The 17,109-nt window shown below is 67.3% G+C and carries 17 protein-coding genes and 1 pseudogene; 13 read left to right on the plus strand and 5 right to left on the minus strand.

The features are described from left to right. Positions 1–43: 43 nt before the first annotated feature. Entirely contained in the window at positions 44–1,894 is a 1,851-nt protein-coding gene (locus IE00_RS01755; protein ID WP_072295635.1) for an ABC-F family ATP-binding cassette domain-containing protein, read from the minus strand. Positions 1,895–2,015: 121 nt separating this feature from the next. Here IE00_RS01755 and IE00_RS01760 point away from each other — a divergent pair, with 121 nt between their 5' ends. Next, the gene (locus IE00_RS01760) at positions 2,016–2,309 is read left to right on the plus strand and encodes a DUF6525 family protein (RefSeq protein ID WP_072295325.1); all 294 of its coding nucleotides are present in this window, start codon (positions 2,016–2,018) and stop codon (positions 2,307–2,309) included. 52 nt (positions 2,310–2,361) lie between these two features. Beyond that, positions 2,362–3,339: a zinc-binding dehydrogenase gene (locus IE00_RS01765; RefSeq protein ID WP_072295326.1), complete on the plus strand. Its 978-nt coding sequence runs from the start codon at positions 2,362–2,364 to the stop codon at positions 3,337–3,339. A gap of 29 nt (positions 3,340–3,368) precedes the next feature. On the opposite strand, the pseudogene IE00_RS01770 reads toward IE00_RS01765, so the two are convergent. After that, a pseudogene (locus IE00_RS01770) lies at positions 3,369–3,731 on the minus strand (YigZ family protein). 1 nt (position 3,732) lies between these two features. Then, positions 3,733–4,146, minus strand: a complete 414-nt coding sequence (locus tag IE00_RS01775) for a Fur family transcriptional regulator (protein ID WP_072295327.1) — start codon at positions 4,144–4,146, stop codon at positions 3,733–3,735. Between the two features lie 97 nt (positions 4,147–4,243). On the opposite strand from IE00_RS01775, the gene IE00_RS01780 reads away from it, so the two are divergent. The 5 genes from IE00_RS01780 (at position 4,244) to IE00_RS01800 (ending at position 9,043) form a co-directional block, all read left to right on the plus strand. Continuing rightward, the gene (locus IE00_RS01780) at positions 4,244–5,119 is read left to right on the plus strand and encodes a metal ABC transporter substrate-binding protein (protein WP_072295328.1); all 876 of its coding nucleotides are present in this window, start codon (positions 4,244–4,246) and stop codon (positions 5,117–5,119) included. Then, complete coding sequence (locus IE00_RS01785; protein ID WP_072295329.1) at positions 5,112–5,975, plus strand: manganese/iron ABC transporter ATP-binding protein; 864 nt, start codon at positions 5,112–5,114, stop codon at positions 5,973–5,975. The genes IE00_RS01780 and IE00_RS01785 overlap by 8 nt, the downstream gene beginning before the upstream one ends. Then, positions 5,975–6,835 carry a metal ABC transporter permease gene (locus IE00_RS01790; protein WP_072295330.1) on the plus strand — a complete coding sequence of 287 codons (861 nt, stop codon included), beginning with the start codon at positions 5,975–5,977 and terminating at the stop codon, positions 6,833–6,835. The genes IE00_RS01785 and IE00_RS01790 overlap by 1 nt, the downstream gene beginning before the upstream one ends. Then, positions 6,832–7,659: a metal ABC transporter permease gene (locus IE00_RS01795; protein ID WP_072295331.1), complete on the plus strand. Its 828-nt coding sequence runs from the start codon at positions 6,832–6,834 to the stop codon at positions 7,657–7,659. Before IE00_RS01790 ends, IE00_RS01795 begins: the two co-directional genes overlap by 4 nt. 70 nt (positions 7,660–7,729) lie before the next feature. Continuing rightward, positions 7,730–9,043, plus strand: a complete 1,314-nt coding sequence (locus IE00_RS01800; RefSeq protein ID WP_072295332.1) for a GH1 family beta-glucosidase — start codon at positions 7,730–7,732, stop codon at positions 9,041–9,043. Here IE00_RS01800 and IE00_RS01805 read toward each other — a convergent pair whose 3' ends face one another. Further along, positions 9,044–10,669: a GMC family oxidoreductase gene (locus IE00_RS01805; RefSeq protein ID WP_205949645.1), complete on the minus strand. Its 1,626-nt coding sequence runs from the start codon at positions 10,667–10,669 to the stop codon at positions 9,044–9,046. 123 nt (positions 10,670–10,792) lie between these two features. Between IE00_RS01805 and IE00_RS20020 the strand changes: the two genes are divergently transcribed. The 6 genes from IE00_RS20020 (at position 10,793) to IE00_RS01830 (ending at position 15,999) form a co-directional block, all read left to right on the plus strand. Then, a complete protein-coding gene (locus tag IE00_RS20020) occupies positions 10,793–10,957 on the plus strand; it encodes a hypothetical protein (RefSeq protein WP_170864067.1) in 165 nt (54 codons plus the stop codon). Then, the gene (locus IE00_RS01810) at positions 10,957–12,138 is read left to right on the plus strand and encodes a VWA domain-containing protein (protein ID WP_072295334.1); all 1,182 of its coding nucleotides are present in this window, start codon (positions 10,957–10,959) and stop codon (positions 12,136–12,138) included. Before IE00_RS20020 ends, IE00_RS01810 begins: the two co-directional genes overlap by 1 nt. Then, a complete protein-coding gene (locus IE00_RS01815; protein WP_170864068.1) occupies positions 12,138–12,710 on the plus strand; it encodes a DedA family protein in 573 nt (190 codons plus the stop codon). Before IE00_RS01810 ends, IE00_RS01815 begins: the two co-directional genes overlap by 1 nt. A gap of 5 nt (positions 12,711–12,715) precedes the next feature. After that, complete coding sequence (locus IE00_RS01820; RefSeq protein ID WP_072295336.1) at positions 12,716–13,402, plus strand: M48 family metallopeptidase; 687 nt, start codon at positions 12,716–12,718, stop codon at positions 13,400–13,402. 66 nt (positions 13,403–13,468) lie between these two features. After that, positions 13,469–14,665, plus strand: coding sequence for a hypothetical protein (locus IE00_RS01825; RefSeq protein ID WP_072295337.1), 1,197 nt, complete (start codon positions 13,469–13,471; stop codon positions 14,663–14,665). Further along, entirely contained in the window at positions 14,662–15,999 is a 1,338-nt protein-coding gene (locus tag IE00_RS01830) for a cytochrome P450 (protein ID WP_371328417.1), read from the plus strand. Before IE00_RS01825 ends, IE00_RS01830 begins: the two co-directional genes overlap by 4 nt. On the opposite strand, the gene IE00_RS01835 is transcribed toward IE00_RS01830, so the two are convergent. Then, complete coding sequence (locus IE00_RS01835; RefSeq protein WP_072295637.1) at positions 15,996–17,096, minus strand: ABC transporter ATP-binding protein; 1,101 nt, start codon at positions 17,094–17,096, stop codon at positions 15,996–15,998. The two genes, IE00_RS01830 and IE00_RS01835, sit on opposite strands and share 4 nt — an antisense overlap. Between the last annotated feature and the right edge of the window lie 13 nt (positions 17,097–17,109).

Raw genomic sequence — 17,109 nt, forward strand, 5'->3', positions numbered from 1 at the left:
CACATGGACGCAACCGCAGGTAGGCGCATTTTCGCAACAGCGCCTAGCCCTTTTCGGCCCGATCCAGTTTCTCCAACGCAGTCATCCACAGTTCTTCCGCAAAAGCCAGCGCCTTGACGGCCTCGGTGCGCTTGGCGCCCCATTTCTTGGCCTCGTAGGGGTCGTGATACAGGTTCGGGTCGGCCAGCTTGACGTCCAACTTGCCCATCATGTCGGTCAGCTTCTGGACGCGTTCCTCGGCCTTGCGAACCTCGGACCGCAGGCCCAGCACCGCGTCGCGGGACGGGCGCTTGGGGGCGGGTTTCGCGGCTTCGGCAGCCGGCTTGGCGGGCGCGTCGCCCGTCAGCAGGAACTTGCGGTAATCGTCCAGGTCGCCCTCATAGGGGCCGACATTGCCGTCCTTGACCAGCCACAGGCGATCCGCCACCAGCCCCAGCAGGTGCATGTCGTGGCTGACCAGCACCACGGCGCCGGTGTAATCGTTCAGCGCCTCGGACAGGGCCTCGCGGGATTCGATGTCCAGGTGGTTGGTCGGTTCGTCAAGGATCAGCAGATGTGGCGCGTCGATGGTGGCGATCAACAGCGACAGGCGGGCCTTCTGGCCACCCGACAGCTGACGGACCAGCGTCTCGGCCTGCGCCTCCATCAGACCGAAACCGGCCAGCCGGGCGCGCTGCTTGGCCTGGCCTTCGTTCGGGCGCAGGCTGCGGATGTGATCCAGCGGCGTTTCGTCCAGATGCAGCTCGTCGACCTGATGCTGGGCGAAATAGCCCACGCGCAGCTTGTTCGACCGCGTGATGTGCCCCGACATGGTCCCAAGCCGTTCCGCCAACAGCTTCGACAGCGTCGATTTGCCCTGTCCGTTACGGCCCAGCAGCGCGATCCGGTCATCCTGGTCGATCCGCAGGTGCAGCTTCTGCAGCACGGCGCGGTCGCCGTAACCCACCGAGACACCCTCCATCGCGACGATGGGCGGGGACAGTTCCTCGGGCTGGGGGAAGGTGAAGCGGTGGAACTTGGCTTCCTCGGGGGCGGTGATCGGCTCCATCTTGGCCAGCATCTTGACGCGGGCCTGGGCCTGGCGCGCCTTGCTGGCCGTGGCGCCGAAGCGGTCGACAAAGCTTTGCAGATGGGCGCGGCGTTCGGATTGCTTCTTGGCTTCGGCGGCCAGCAGGGCGCGCTTTTCCGCACGGATGCGGGTAAAGCTGTCATAGCCGCCCGTGTAGAGCGTCAGCTGCTTGTTTTCCAGATGCAGGATATGGCCCACCGCCCGGTTCAGCAGGCCACGGTCGTGGCTGATGATGATGACGGTATGAGGATAGCGCGCCAGATAGCTTTCCAGCCACAGCGCCCCTTCCAGGTCCAGATAGTTGGTCGGTTCGTCCAGTAGCAGCAGGTCGGGCTGCGCGAACAGCACCCCCGCCAGCGCGACGCGCATCCGCCAGCCGCCCGAAAAATCGCTGGTCGGCCGCGCCTGGTCGACAGTCGAAAAGCCCAGGCCGTCCAGGATCGTCGCGGCGCGGGCCTCGGCGGACCAGGCGTCGATATCGGTCAGGCGGGTCTGGATGTCCGCGATGCGGTGGGCATCCGTCGCGGTGTGGCTTTCGGCCAGCAGCGCGGTGCGTTCCTCATCCGCGTCCAGCACGGTGTCTAGGACGCTGCGGTCGGTGGCGGCCGATTCCTGCGCCACGCCCCCGATCCGGGCGCGCGTGGGCAGGCTGATCTGCCCGCCATCCAGCGCCAGCTGACCCCGGATCAGCCGGAACAGCGTGGTCTTGCCAGCCCCGTTCGGCCCGACCAGGCCCACCTTGTGGCCTTCGGGAATGGAGGCCGAGGCCCCGACAAACAGGGGCCGGCCCTGCACGTTATATGTGATGTCATCTATACGCAGCATGTGCGGGGGCATGACCGATGCCGCGCGGGTCGTCAATGGTACATGCTGGGGCACAAGCCGGGGTTGTCATGCTTTATGTTATAAAATAACTATCACGGCGCTTGACAGTCCGAAGGCCAAAATGACCTCCTCCAGCCCCCTCCCGCCCGGCAATCTGGGCCGCACGGCCATCCGCCTGACCCGCCGCAGCACGGACCCCATGGCCGATTTCGACGCCCTGCCCCCGCCCCTGCGCCGCTGGCTGGCCCATGCCGATCTGCCGTGGTCGCCCGCATCCTGCCTGAAGCTGTGGCGCAAATACCGCGGCGCGGGCCTGCCGACCGATCAGGTGCTGGACCAGCTGGCACGGCTGCAGGCGTGCAAGCTGGCGCGGCTGGACATGACGGCGAAGTTATTCCCACCCTCTGGCGAATAGGAAGCAGGCTTCCCACGTGGGGTGCAGATCACATCCCGAAAGGACAGAAGACATGCGCGCCATCAGATACGATGAATTCGGCGACCCGGCCCAGGTTCTGGGTATGGCCGACACCGACCGGCCCGAACCCGGCCCCGGCCAGCTGCTGCTGCGCGTGATCATGTCCCCCATCCACAACCACGACCTGTGGACCATCAAGGGCCAATACGGCGTCCGCCCCGACCTGCCCGCCACCGGCGGCAGCGAGGCCGTCGGCATCGTCGAGGCCGTGGGCCGTGACGTGGACCCCGAACTGACCGGCAAGCGCGTCGCCGCCGCGGGCCTGGCCGGGTCCTGGGCCGAATACGCGCTGGCCACGGCCGCGACCGTCATCCCCGTCCCCGAGGAGATGCCCGACGAGGCCGCGGCCCAGCTGATCGCCATGCCCTTCAGCGCCATCACGCTACTGGAATTCCTGAATGTCGAGGCCGGCGACTGGGTCATCCAGACCGCCGCCAACGGCGCCATCGGCAAGATCATGACCGTCCTGGCCGAACAGCGCGGCATCCGCCTGTTGAACCTGGTCCGCCGCCAGGGTGCCGCCGAGGAATTGGCCCGCATGGGCATCACGGACATCGTCTCGACCGATGATGACGACTGGATCGACCAGGCCCGCCGGATCGTCGGGCAGGACGGCGCCCGGGCCGCCATTGATTCGGTCGGCGGCGACGTGGTCCCCGGTCTGGTCGACCTGCTGGGGCAGGATGGATTGCTGGTCACCTTCGGCAGCGCCGATGGCGGGACGCTGCCGATGCCGGGCAGCCAGCTGATCTTCAAGCAGCTGACAGTCAAGGGCTTCTGGGGCGCCAAGGTGATGGAGGCGACCAAGCCGCAGGATGCCCAGCGCATGTTCGGCGAATTGATCGGCCTGGTGATGGACGGCAAGCTGAAGCTGCCCTCGGGCGGCGATTTCGGCCTGGATCAAGCCGCCGAGGCGGTGAATGCCGCGACCACGCCGGGCCGTGACGGCAAGATCATGTTCAAACCCTGATATTCCCGGCCCCGCGCACCCGCGCGGGGTCAGCCATCCTTGTGGCCGGTTTCGCGCAGATAATGACGAACCGCGTCGATCACGTGGCGGAACCGGTCGCCCCCCAGATGCTTGCCGCCATACCAGCGCGTGACGATCACCACATGATCGCGCAGCTCGGCCCGTTCCAGCATCTGCAGGATCAGCGCCCCCGCGCCGCTTTCGCCGTCATCCTATTTCAGGGGGCCGTCCTCCAGGACGGCGGCCCAGCTGTGATGGGTGGCCTTGGCGAAACGCTTGTTGCGGCGCAGCTCGGCCAGCACCTGCTTGATCTGGGCTGCATCCGCCACCCCCGCCCCCGACACCGCATAGCGCGATCCCCGGTCCGAGATGATCTTGTCGAAAACCAGCATCTCAGCGCCGCCGGACATAGAGCTCCAGCCGGTGATGCACGATGTCATAGCCCATTTCCGCGGCAATTTCGGCCTGCAAGCGTTCGATGCGGTCATTGGTGAACTCGATCACCTCGCCGCTGTCGACATCGATCATGTGGTCGTGGTGGCGCTGGTCGGCGGCCTCCCACCGGGCGGGTTCGCCCTGGAATTCCAGCTTGTCGATCACCCCCTGCGCCTGCAGCGTGGTCAACGTGCGATAGACGGTGGCCAGCGACACCCCCGCCCCCGCCGTCACTGCGCGCGCATGCAGTTCGGCCGCGTCGGGGTGATCATCCGCCGCCGCGATGACCCGCAGCAGCGCCGCGCGCTGTCGCGTCACCCGCACGCCCGCCTGCCGCAGCGCCTGTTCCAGTTTCGTGGCTCGTCCCGTCATGGGGCCATCTTGCCGCAGGCGCGCGTCAGTTGCAACTGGTTCTCAACTATTGACAGTTGCGAATGATTTGCAGATAACGGTCCCCAAGGAGAGACCCATGTTCCGTTTCCTGACCGCCCTGGCCCTTTGCCTGCCTGTCACAGCCCAGGCCGAACAACTGAAGGTCGCCACCAGCTTCACCATCCTGGCCGACATGGCCCGCAACGTGGCGGGCGATCTGGCGCAGGTGAATTCGATCACCCCGCCGGGGGCCGACATCCACAATTACCAGCCGACGCCGGGCGACATCATCGGCATCGCCGATGCCGATGTCATCCTGGTCAACGGCATGAATCTGGACCTCTGGGCGCAGCGGTTTCTGGCACGGATCGGGGATGTGCCGGTGGCGACCCTGTCGGACGGGGTCACGCCCGTTTCCATCCAGGGGGGCGATTACGACGGACTGCCGAACCCGCATGCCTGGATGGCGCTGGATTCGGCGCAGATCTATGTCGACAACATCGCGGCGGCGCTGGCCGGGGTCGATCCCGACAATGCCGACGCCTATCGCGCCAATGCCCTCCGCTACAAACAGCAGATCGCCGACACCATCGGCCCCCTGCGAGACCGCGCCCGCGCCCTGCCCCCCGAACGCCGCTGGCTGGTATCGTCCGAGGGCGCCTTTTCCTATCTGGCGCGCGATTTCGGCCTGCAGGAACTGTTCTTGTGGCCGATCAATTCCGACGGGCAAGGCACGCCCCAGCAGGTGCGCCGCCTGATCGACAACATCCGGCAGGCCAAGGCGCCGGTCATCTTTTCCGAGAGCACCGTGTCCGACCGGCCCGCGCGCCGCATCGCGCAGGAAACCGGCGCCGATTATGGCGGGGTTCTGTATGTCGACAGCCTGTCGGCCGCCGATGGGCCGGTGCCCACCTATCTGGACCTGCTGCGGGTCACTTCCGAAACCATCGTCACGGGGCTTGACCATGATTGACGCCGATACCCTTGGCCTGCAGGTGCGCGACCTGACGGTGGCCTATCGCAACGGCCATACCGCGCTTGGCGATGCCAGCTTCGAGGTGCCCCAAGGGTCGGTGACCGCGCTGGTGGGGGTCAACGGCGCGGGCAAATCGACACTGTTCAAGGCGCTGATGGACCTGCTGCCGCATGCCTCGGGGCTGGTGCGGATCATGGGGCTGCCCGTGCGGCAGGCGCTGTCGCAAAACCTTGTCGCCTATGTCCCCCAGGCCGAGGAGGTCGACTGGTCCTTTCCGGTCCTGGTCGAGGATGTGGTGATGATGGGCCGATACGGCCATATGGGTTTCCTGCGCCGCGCCGGACCCGCCGACCGCAAGGCCGTCGACGATGCCATGGCCCGCGTGGGCATCGGCGAATACCGCCACCGCCAGATCGGCGAACTGTCCGGCGGCCAGAAGAAACGCGTCTTCCTGGCCCGCGCCCTGGCGCAAGAGGCCCGCGTCATCCTGCTGGACGAACCCTTCACCGGCGTCGATGTCCAGACCGAACAGGCCATCATCGCCCTGCTGCGCCAGATGCGCGACGAGGGCCGGGTGATGCTGGTATCGACCCATGACCTCGGCTCGGTGCCGGAATATTGCGACCGCGTGGTGCTGGTCAAAGGCACCGTGCTGGCCTCCGGACCGACCGAGACCACCTTCACGCCGGAAAACCTGCGCATCGCCTTTGGCGGCGTCCTGCGCCATTTCGTGCTGGGCGGCACCGACCTGCATCAGGACGCGGATGCGCGCAACGTGGACGTCTTCACCGATGACGAACGTCCGCTGATCTTCTACGACGACCAGCACCACCGCACCGGAGGGTCGCGCTGATGCTGGACCTGCTGCTGACCCCTTTCGCCTATGGCTACATGGCGACGGCGATCTGGGTTTCGGCCCTGGTGGGCGGCGTCTGCGCCTTCCTGTCGGCCTATCTGATGCTGAAGGGCTGGAGCCTGATCGGCGACGCCCTGTCCCATTCCATCGTGCCGGGCGTGGCGGGGGCCTATATGCTGGGCCTGCCCTTCGCGCTTGGGGCGTTCCTGTCGGGCGGGCTGGCGGCGCTGGCGATGCTGTTTCTGAACACCCGCACGGGGCTGAAACAGGATGCGGTGATCGGGCTGATCTTCACCGGCTTTTTCGGCATCGGGCTGTTCATGGCATCGCTGAACCCCGTCGCGGTGGACATCCAGGCGATCACCATGGGCAACATCCTGGCCATCGCCCCCGCCGATATCGTGCAGCTGGCCCTGATCGGCGGCATATCCCTGGTCATCCTGCTGGCCAAGTGGCGCGACCTGATGGTGGTCTTCTTCGACGAAAGCCATGCCCGCACCGTGGGCCTGCACCCTGCGCGGCTGAAGGCGCTGTTCTTCACCCTGCTGGCCGCGTCCACCGTGGCCGCGATGCAGACGGTGGGTGCCTTTCTGGTCATCGCGCTGGTGGTGACACCGGGGGCCACGGCCTATCTGCTGACCGACCGCTTTCCGCGGCTGATCATGCTGTCGGTCGCCATCGGGGCGCTGACATCGGCCATCGGGGCCTATGCCAGCTTCTTTTTGGACGGCGCACCGGGGGGCATCATCGTGACGCTGCAGACGCTGCTGTTCCTGGGGGCCTTCGTCTTTGCACCCACCCACGGGCTGCGCGCCGCCCGCCGCCGCGCCCGCGCCGCGATGGAGGGTCACGCATGAACGCGCTGCTACTGCCCTTCAGCTTCCCGGTGATGACCGACGCGCTGATGATCGCGGTCATCGTCGCCGTGCCCGCCGCCTTGCTCAGCTGTTTTCTGGTCCTCAAGGGTTGGGCGCTGATGGGTGACGGGATCAGCCACGCGGTCCTGCCCGGCATCGTCCTGGCCTATGCGCTTGGCTTTCCGCTGATCATCGGCGCCTTCGTGGCCGGGATGATCTGCGCGCTGACATCGGGCTGGCTGGACGCCAACAGCCGCATCAAGCCCGACACCGCGCTTGGCATCGTCATGGCGGGGATGTTCGCGGTCGGGCTGATCCTGTTCACGGCCATGCCCAGCAATGTCCACCTGGACCATATCCTGTTCGGCAACATCCTGGGCATCGGTCCCGCCGATTTTGCCCAGGCCCTGCCCATCGCGGTTGTCGTGACGCTGGTGCTGGTGCTGAAATGGCGCGACTTTGCGGTGCATGCCTTCGATCCGGTGCAGGCGCGGGTCGCGGGTCTGGCGACCGGCTGGCTGCATTACGGGATGCTGGCGATGATCGCCGCATCGGTGGTGGCGATGCTGTCATCGGTCGGCATCATCCTGTCGGTGGGCCTGCTGATCGCGCCCGGCGCCATCGCCTTTTTGCTGACGCGCCGCCTGCAGGCAATGATGGCGGTGTCGGTGGGGGTCGCGGTGGGCGCGACGGTGCTGGGCATCTGGTCCAGCTTCTGGCTGGACAGCGCCCCCGCCCCGACCATCATCGTCATCCTGACGGCGACCTTCGTCGGGACCTTCATCTGGCGCCAGTTCGCCGGACCGCGCGGCGTTCGCATCTGATCCCTTCAAGGCCCCTTCAAGGCGGCGCGGGAACATGCCAGCATGACCCGCCCGCGACAGGAGGTTCCAGATGCTGCCACCCCGTTCAGATTTCCCCGCCGATTTCACCTTCGGCGCCGCCACCTCGGCCTATCAGATCGAAGGATCGGCCCAGGGCGGCGCAGGCCTGTCCCATTGGGACACCTTCGCCGCCACCCCCGGCAACATCATCGACAACAGCAACGGGTCGCGCGCCTGCGACCACCTGAACCTGTGGCCGCAGGACCTGGACCTGATCCGTGATGCGGGCTTTGATGCCTATCGCTTCTCGACCTCCTGGGCGCGGGTGATGCCCGACGGCGTGACGGTGAACCCCGAGGGGCTGGATTTCTATGACCGGCTGGTGGACGGGATGCTGGAACGCGGGCTGAAGCCCTTTCTGACCTATCACCACTGGGACCTGCCCGCCGCGCTGGCCGAAAGGGGCGGCTGGCAGAACCGCGACGTGGCCACGCAATTCGCCGATCTCTGCACCACCATCCACGACCGCATCGGCGACCGCGTTGCCAGCGCCGCGACCCTGAACGAGCCGTGGTGCATGGCCTGGCTGTCGCATTTCCTGGGCCACCACGCCCCCGGCCTGCGCGACATCCGCGCCGCCAGCCGCGCCATGCATCACGTGCTGCTGGCCCATGGCACCGCCACGCAGGCCTTGCGGGCGGCGGGGGCGCAGAACCTTGGCATCGTGCTGAACTTCGAAACTCAGCACCCCGCCGATGACAGCGACGGCGCGCGGCGCGCGGCGGATGTGCAGGACGCAATCTATAACCAGTGGTTCATCCGCGCCATCATGGGCCAGGGCTATCCCGACACCGCGCTGGAGGGCATCGGCCCCCATCTGCCGCAAGGCTGGCAGGACGACATGGCGACCATCGCCCAGCCTTTGGACTGGCTGGGGGTGAATTACTATACCCGCCACCTGAACGCCCACGCGCCGGGGCTGTGGCCCAATGCCGCCGATGTGCCGGGCCCCCTGCCCAAGACCCAGATGGACTGGGAAATCCGCCCCGAGGGTCTGGCGGAATTCCTGGTCCGGCTGAAGACCGACCATACAGGCGACCTGCCGCTTTACGTCACCGAAAACGGCATGGCCCATGCGGCCGGCGATCCGGTGACGGCGGATGCGGGCCGCGTGCAGTTCATCGGCGACCACCTGCGGGCCTGCAAATCCGCGATGGACCAGGGCGTCGATCTGCGCGGGTTCTTCTATTGGTCGCTTCTGGACAATTACGAATGGGGCTGGGGATACGGACCGCGCTTTGGCCTGGTCCATGTCGATTACGACACGATGGCCCGCACCCCCAAGGACAGCTGGCATGCCTTCCGGCAGATGCTGACCGCCTGATCAGCCCGCCAGACGCACCCGGTCCCGGCCTGCGGCCAGGATCATGTCGCTGGCCTTTTCGGCGATCATCGTGGCGGGCGCATGGGTGTTGCCCGACACGATGAAGGGCATCACCCCCGCATCCACGACCCGCAGCCCGGCCAGCCCGTGAACGCGCAGCTGGTCATCGACGACGGCCAGCGGGTCGCTGCCCATGCGGGTGGTGCCGACGGGGTGGAAGATGGTGGTACCGACATCCGCCGCGGCATGTGCCAGATCGGCGTCGCTTTGCAGATGGGCGCCGGGCTTCAGCTCATGCGGCGCGAATTCGGCCATGCGGCGGGTGGCCATCAGGCGGCGGGCATGGCGCAGGCTGTCGATGGCCACCTGCCGGTCGCCTTCGGTCGTCAGGTATCGGGGCGCGATCGCGGGGGCGGCCGCCGGATCGGCGCTGGTGATGTGGCAATGGCCCGTGCTTTCGGGCCGCAGGTTGCAGACCGACACCGTCAGCCCCGGGAAATCGTGCAAGGGGTCGCCGAACTTGTCCAGCGACAGGGGCTGGACGTGATACTCGATGTTCGGCGTCGCGAACTGATCCGAGGATTTGGCAAAGATCCCCAACTGGCTGGGCGCCATCGCCATCGGCCCCGTCCGGCGCAGCGCATATTCCAGCGCGATCCCCGCCTTGCCCCACAGGCTGCCGGCACGGTCGTTCAGCGTCCGCGCGCCCGAAATGCGGAATACGGTGCGCAGTTGCAGGTGGTCCTGCAGGTTTTCCCCGACGCCGGGTAGGTCGTGGCGCGGCGCGATGCCCAAGGCTGCCAGACGGTCAGGCTGGCCGATGCCGCTCAGTTCCAGCAGCGCGGGGGAATTGATCGCCCCGGCGGACAGGATCACCTCGGCGCCTGCCCGCGCATGGCGCAGGACGCCGTGCTGGGTGATGTCGACGCCGGTGACGCGCCGCCCGTCGAAGGTCAGCCGGGCGACCTGGGCGTCGGTCTCGATCCGCAGGTTCGGACGGTCACGGGCCGGGTTCAGGAACGCCTTGCGCGCGTTCCACCGCAGACCGCGCCGCTGCGTGACGGGGAAATAGCCCACGCCTTCATTGTCGCCACAGTTGAAATCACGACATTCCGGCAGGCCAAGTTCCTGCGCCGCCTGCGCCACGGCGTTCAGGATCGGCCATTTCAGCCGCTGACGCTCGACCCGCAATTCGCCCTGATCGCCATGCAGGTCGCAGGCGGGTTCGTAATGGCGTTCGCTGCGCCGGAAATAGGGCAGCACGTCATCCCAACCCCAACCGACGTTGCCCGCCTGTCGCCAGCGGTCGAAATCGGCCGCCTGCCCGCGCATGTAGATCATGCCGTTGATCGACGAACACCCCCCCAGCACCCGCCCGCGCGGATAGTTCAGGCGCCGCCCGTTCAGCCCCGGTTCGGGTTCGGTCTGATAACACCAATCCAGCTTGGGGTTGCCCATCGCATAAAGATAGCCGACCGGCACATGCACCCAGAAACGGTTGTCGTGGCCGCCCGCCTCCAGCAGCAGCACGCGGGTCCGGGGGTCCGCCGACAGCCGGTTCGCCAGCACGCATCCCGCCGACCCCGCACCGACGATGATATAGTCGTAAGTCCCCAGGTCCTGCATCATGTCCTCCTGTCCCCGGGCGCAGGCTAGGGCGCGGTGTCGCGGGCGGCAAGTAGGGCGGTTGCGGCAAAGGGCGCGGGGCGCTATCTGCAGGGGACACAAGGATCAACCGGAAGGCCCGTCATGATCGTCATCGCAGCCCTTGTCATCGGCGCGTTCCTGGGTTGGCGCCGCGCCGCCAAGCTGGGCGGCAACCGCCTTGACCGCCTGCAATACGCGGCGGCCTTCGCGGTCGTCCTGGCCATGGTCGGGCTGTTCATCACCGTCATCATCGAACGGATGGCGTGATGTTCCTGCCATTCCTCGACAGTCTGCGCCGCCACGGAGTGCCGGTTTCGCTGCGGGAATGGTTGGACCTGATGGCCGGGATGCAGGCGGGCGTCGCGGGCTGGCAGGTGGACGGGTTCTATGACCTGTCGCGGCTGGTGCTGGTCAAGGACGAACGGCATCTGGACCGGTTCGACCGCGCATTTTCGGAAACATTTTCCGGGCTGGATGAAATTCCGATCGAGGCGCTGGTCAACGAACAGGCCCTGCCTCGCGAATGGCTGGAAAAGCTGGCCGAAAAAATGCTGACCGATGCGGAAAAGGCCGAAATCCAAGGGTCGAGCAGCCTGGATGCCCTGATGCAGAAACTGCGGGAAAGGCTGGCCGAACAGAAGGGTCGCCACCAGGGCGGCAACAAGTGGATCGGCACGGCGGGGACATCGCCCTTCGGTGCCTATGGCTACAACCCCGAAGGCGTGCGGATCGGCCAGGACGAAAGCCGCCACCGCCGCGCCGTCAAGGTCTGGGACAAGCGCGAGTTCCGCGATTTCGACGACCGGATCGAACTGGGCACCCGCAACATCAAGGTCGCGCTGAAGCGCCTGCGCCAATGGGCACGCCACGGCGCGGATCAGGAACTGGACCTGCCCGCCACCATCCGCGCCACCGCCGATCACGGCTATATCGACGTCAAGACCCGCCCCGAACGCCGCAACGCCGTCAAAGTGCTGCTGTTTCTGGACGTGGGCGGCAGCATGGACGACCATATCCGCGTGGTGGACGAACTGTTCAGCGCCGCGCGGGCCGAGTTCAAGCACATGCAGCATTTCTATTTCCACAACTGCCTTTACGAAGGCGTGTGGACGGACAACCGCCGCCGTTGGGCCGAACAGACGCCCACATGGGACATCCTGCACCGCTTTGGCCGCGATTATAAATGCATCGTGGTGGGCGACGCCTCGATGTCACCCTATGAGATCGCGGTGCCCGGCGGGGCGAACGAACACATGAACCCCGAGGCCGGCGAGGTCTGGTTGCGCCGCCTGGCCGAAACATGGCCCGATCACGTCTGGCTGAACCCCGTTCCCCAGGATCACTGGCGCCATACCCAATCCATCGGCATGGTCCGCAGCATCTTTCCCGACCGGATGATGCCCATGACGCTGGACGGGCTGACGCAGGCCATGCGGCTGCTGGGATGATGGCCGATCTTGCCGCGCTGCTGCCCGTCTGGGGGCCGTGGCTGCTGGCAGGCTGCGCGTTCCTGTCGTGCATGATGGTGCCGGTGCCGACCTCGGTCCTGCTGATCAGCGCGGGGGCCTTGGCGGGGACCGGTCACCTGCAGCTGATCCCCATCGCCGCGGGTGCCATCATCGGGGCCAGCCTGGGCGATCTTTCCGCCTTTCTGCTGGCACGGCGGCTGCAACCGCTGCTGTCGCGTCATGCCCGCCTGCTGGAACGGGCGCAACGTCTGGTCGCGCGGCGGGGCATGCTGGCGGTCTTTCTGTCGCGCTGGCTGGTCACGCCGCTTGGGCCGGCCACCAATTACGTCGCCGGGGCCGCGGGCCTGACCCTGCCGCGCTTCATGGCCGCCAGCATCCCCGGAGAGGTGATCTGGGCCACCCTGCATCTGGCCACGGGCCATCTGGCCGGCCGCGGCTTTCGCCACCAAGAGGCCGCGGCCCTGAAGGCGCTGGCCGTCGCCCTGCCCTTGGCTGCGGCGATCTGGCTGCTGCACCGTCACTGGCAGCGCCGCCATCACGATCCCATATAGAAGCCATGCTGAAGTTCACGCCGATCATCCTGCTGGGCCTCTATCTGGCCGTGATGTGGTTCTTTTCCGCCTGGCGGCTGAAACGGGATCTGAACGACCATGCGACGCCGCTGAACCATCCGCGCCTGAAGCCGATGCTGGAACGGCTGGGGGCGGCGATGGACCTGCCCCCGATCCGCGCCCATATCTACGAGGTCGAGCCGGTGAACGGATTGGCCGCCCCCGACGGGCGCATCTTCCTGACGCGCGGCTTCATCCGCAAACTGGATGCCTGCGAGGTCACCCCCGAGGAACTGGCCAGCGTCATCGCCCATGAACTGGGCCATGTCAGCTTGGGTCATTCGCGGCGCCGGATGATCGATTTCGCCGGACAGAACGCCATCCGCATGGCGCTGGCGGGCATCCTGGGGCGGTTCCTTCCCGGCATCGGCGTCTGGATCGCCAATGCCATCGCCGCCGCCGTCGCCGCCCGCCTGTCGCGGCAGGATGAATTCGAGGCCGACCAGTTCGCCAGCGCCCTGATGATCAAGGCGGGCTTCGGCACCGAACCGCAGAAGTCGCTGTTCCGCAAGCTGGATGCGCTGACCGGCGCGATGGGTCGGGGCGCCCCCGCATGGTTCCTGTCCCACCCGCCCGTCGCCAAGCGAATCGCCGCGATCGAGGCGCAGGAGGCTCGCTGGCAGCAGGACTGACCCGCAAGGGCTTGTCCCGGTCCCGTCCTGCCCTATTCTGGTCCCGAACCGCGCCACGAGGCCCGAATGACAGCCCCCTTCCGCCGCCATGTCCTCTATCTGCCGGGCTTCGACCCCATCCCGCCGCGCCGCTATCGTGAACTCTATCGACGCGAAGGGGCCGATCAGGCGCAGATTTCCGGACACAGGCTGCGGATGAAGAAGGCGCAACCTGATGGCGGCGGCTTTGCCTGGCGCGTCGGATCGCATGTCGAAGGCCGCGACGTCGAGACCCGGATCGAGGTCGCGCTGTGGTCCGACATCGTGCAGGCCTCGATGTCGGCGGGGATCGCGGGGACCTATCGGCAGCTGTTCCGCACGATGTGGATCTATATCGGCTCGGGCACCATCGGGCGGCTGATGCGGTTGCGGCGGGGGCCGGTCATCGCGGCCTTCTATCCCATCGCGGTGCTGCTGGCCCAGCTGGCGCTGGCGCTGCTGGCGGGGGGGCTGGTCGCATGGGGCGTCGCGGCGGCGGGGGGTGGCCTTTTTGGGGTGCCCTTTGGGCTGGCCGCGGCATGGGGGGTGCTGGTCCTGGGGCGGCGGCTGGATCACCGGCTGTTCGCTTATTACCTGATGCATGACTATGCCTTCACCTGCGCGCAGGGGGGCGCCTATCCCCCCGCGCTGGAAGACCGCATCACCAGGTTCCGCGACCGGCTGAAGACCATCCTGGCGCAGGATCTGGACGAGGTTCTGGTCATCGGTCATTCCTCGGGGGCCTATCTGGCGGTGTCGGTCCTGGCCGACCTGCTGCGCGAAGGCCCCCGCCCCGGCCCCGGCCCCGGCCCCGCGCTGTCGCTGCTGACGCTTGGCCATGTGGTGCCGATGGCGGCCTTTCTGCCGCACGCGGACCGGCTGCGGGCGGATCTGGCCTTTCTGTCGCAGGCGGATGGCATTTTCTGGACGGATGTCACCGCGCCGGGCGATGCCTGCTGCTTTGCGCTTTGTGATCCGGTGGCGGTCTGCGGGATGGCGGGGCCGGACCAGAAATGGCCGCTGGTGCTGTCGGCCGCCTATACCCAGACCCTGTCGCCCGAGCGCCAACGCGCCATCCGCAACCGCTGGTTCCGGCTGCATTTCCAATATCTCTGCGCCTTCGACCGTCCGGGCGATTACGACTACTTCGCGATCACGGCAGGGCCGCAGACGCTGGCGCAGCGGTTCGGAGGGCGCAAACCCTCGCCCGGTCGCATCACCCGTCCCGTGGGCGCGCGGCCGTGAAGGCACCCCGCCCCACCGGCACGCAGGGACGCGGCACCATGCGCACGCTGATGCGCGGTTTCCGGCACGACCTGCTGGGGGCGCTGCCCGAACGGCTGTACCGCGCCTGGATGGCCGAATTCCGCACCCCCATCATCCACAGCTTCTTCTGCAACGACCCCGCGCTGCTGAGGACCATCCTGCAGGACCGCCCCGGCGATTTCCCGAAATCGAACCGCATGCGCGAAGGGCTGGCGCCGCTGCTGGGCAATGGCGTCTTCATCAGCAACGGCGCGGAATGGGCGCATCAGCGCCGCATCATCGACCCCGCCTTCGAGGGCGGTCGCCTGCGCCACAGCTATCCCGCCATTCTGGACGCCGCTCGCGCGGCGGTGGCGCGGATGCCGCAAGGCATCACCGATGTCGAACCGCAATCGGCCCATGCCGCCGCCGACGTGATCTTTCGCGCACTGTTTTCGCTGCCGGTCGAACATGCCACCGCCGCGCAGGTCTTCCACGCCTTCCGCGCGCACCAAGAGGCACAGCCGCTGGTCAACCTGGCCGCCCTGCTGCCCCTGCCGCGCTGGATGCCGCGGCCCCATTCCCGCCGCACGCGGGCCAGCGCCGCGCAGATCCGCGGGCTGATCGCCGATCTGGTCGATGCGCGGCTGGCGCAGATCGCGGATGGCACCGCGCCCGACGATCTGGCCACCAAGATGATGACCACCCCCGATCCCGAAACCGGCGCCTGCTTCACCCGGACCGAGATGATCGACCAGGTCGCGGTGATGTTCCTGGCGGGGCATGAGACCAGCGCCTCGGTCCTGGCCTGGGCGCTGTGGCTGTTGGCGGCGCATCCCGAATGGCAGGACCGCGTCGCCGCCGAAGGCAGCCAGCTGGGCGATGATTTTGCCAGCGTCGCGACCCTGAAATCCACCCGCGCCGTCTTCCGCGAGGCGCTGCGGCTCTACCCCGCCGTGGCGATGTTCGCGCGCGAGGCGACGACGCCGCAGACCTTCCGCGAACGGACCGTCCCACGCGGGGCGCAGCTGGTCGTGTCGCCCTGGCATCTGCATCGCCATGAACGGCTGTGGGACCGGCCGGACGAATTCGACCCCGGCCGGTGGTCAACGCCCGAGGGCAAGGCCAGCGCCCGCGCAGCCTATCTGCCGTTTTCGGCGGGGCCGCGTGCCTGTCCCGGCGCCGGGCTGGCCATGGTCGAGGGGGTGGTGATGCTGTCGGCCATCACCCGCGCCTTCCGGCTGGAAACGACCGACCGTCAGCCCATGCCCGTGGCGCGGCTGACGATCCGGGCGCGCGACGGCATCTGGCTGCGCCTGACGCCGCGGGGTTAGCGGAACAGCACCAGCGATCCGGGCGACCAGGCCAGGCGGGTGCGGGTGCCGACCTCCTGCACGTCGCGGCCAAAGACGTTGCGCATGGAAATTCGCACCGTGCGCGCCTTGCCGTCGGCGCGGGCAACCCCGTCCAGCCGCAGGTCGTAATAAGTCATGTCGCCGTAGTAGACGACCTCGTCGATGGTGGCGTTGGTTTCGCGCGGCTGGTTATGCGTGGCACCGGGGCCGACCAGGGTCATGGTTTCGGGGCGGAAACCGATCATCGCGCCCTCGTCATCGGGATTGGCGCGGCTGATCTGGCGTTCGGGCAGCTCGACCTCGCCCAGCCCCGCGACATCGACGGTGACCGTGCCGCCGATATGCGACAGGATCTCGGCGGGCAGAAAGTTCATGACGCCGATGAAATCCGCGACGCGGCGCGTGGAGGGGCGGGCATAAAGCGCCTCGGGGCCGTCCAGCTGGGCGATCTCGCCGTCGAACATGACGGCGATGCGGTCGGACATGACCAGCGCCTCTTCCTGGTCATGGGTGACCAGAACGAAGGTGATGCCCACCTGGCGCTGCAGCTTGATCAGCTCGACCTGCATCTGTTCGCGCATCTTGCGGTCCAGCGCAGACAGGGGCTCGTCCAGCAGCAAGACCTTGGGTTTCAGGATCAGCGCGCGGGCCAGCGCGACCCGCTGACGCTGACCGCCCGACAGCGCATGGGCCGACCGCGCGCCGTAACCCTTCAGGCCGACCATCGACAGGGCCTCGTCCACCGCGGCGGCCTTTTCCGCCTTGCCGCGCGGGTCGCGCCGCAGCCCGAAGGCCACGTTTTCCGCGACCGTCAGATGCGGAAAGATCGCGTAGGACTGGAACACCATGTTGGTGGGACGCTTGTTGGCGGGCACGTCACCCATTTCGCGCCCGTCGATCAGCACGACACCGCTGCTGATATCCTCGAACCCGGCAATGGTGCGCAGCAGGGTCGTCTTGCCGCAACCCGACGGCCCCAGCAGCGAAAAGAACTCGCCCCCCTTGATGGTCAGGTCGATGCCGCGCAGGGCGTGGTAATCGCCGTAATACTTGTGCACGTCCCGGCATTCGATCATCGGCTTGGCGTCG

This window comes from Paracoccus sp. SM22M-07, assembly GCF_001887735.1.
Lineage (GTDB): Bacteria > Pseudomonadota > Alphaproteobacteria > Rhodobacterales > Rhodobacteraceae > Paracoccus.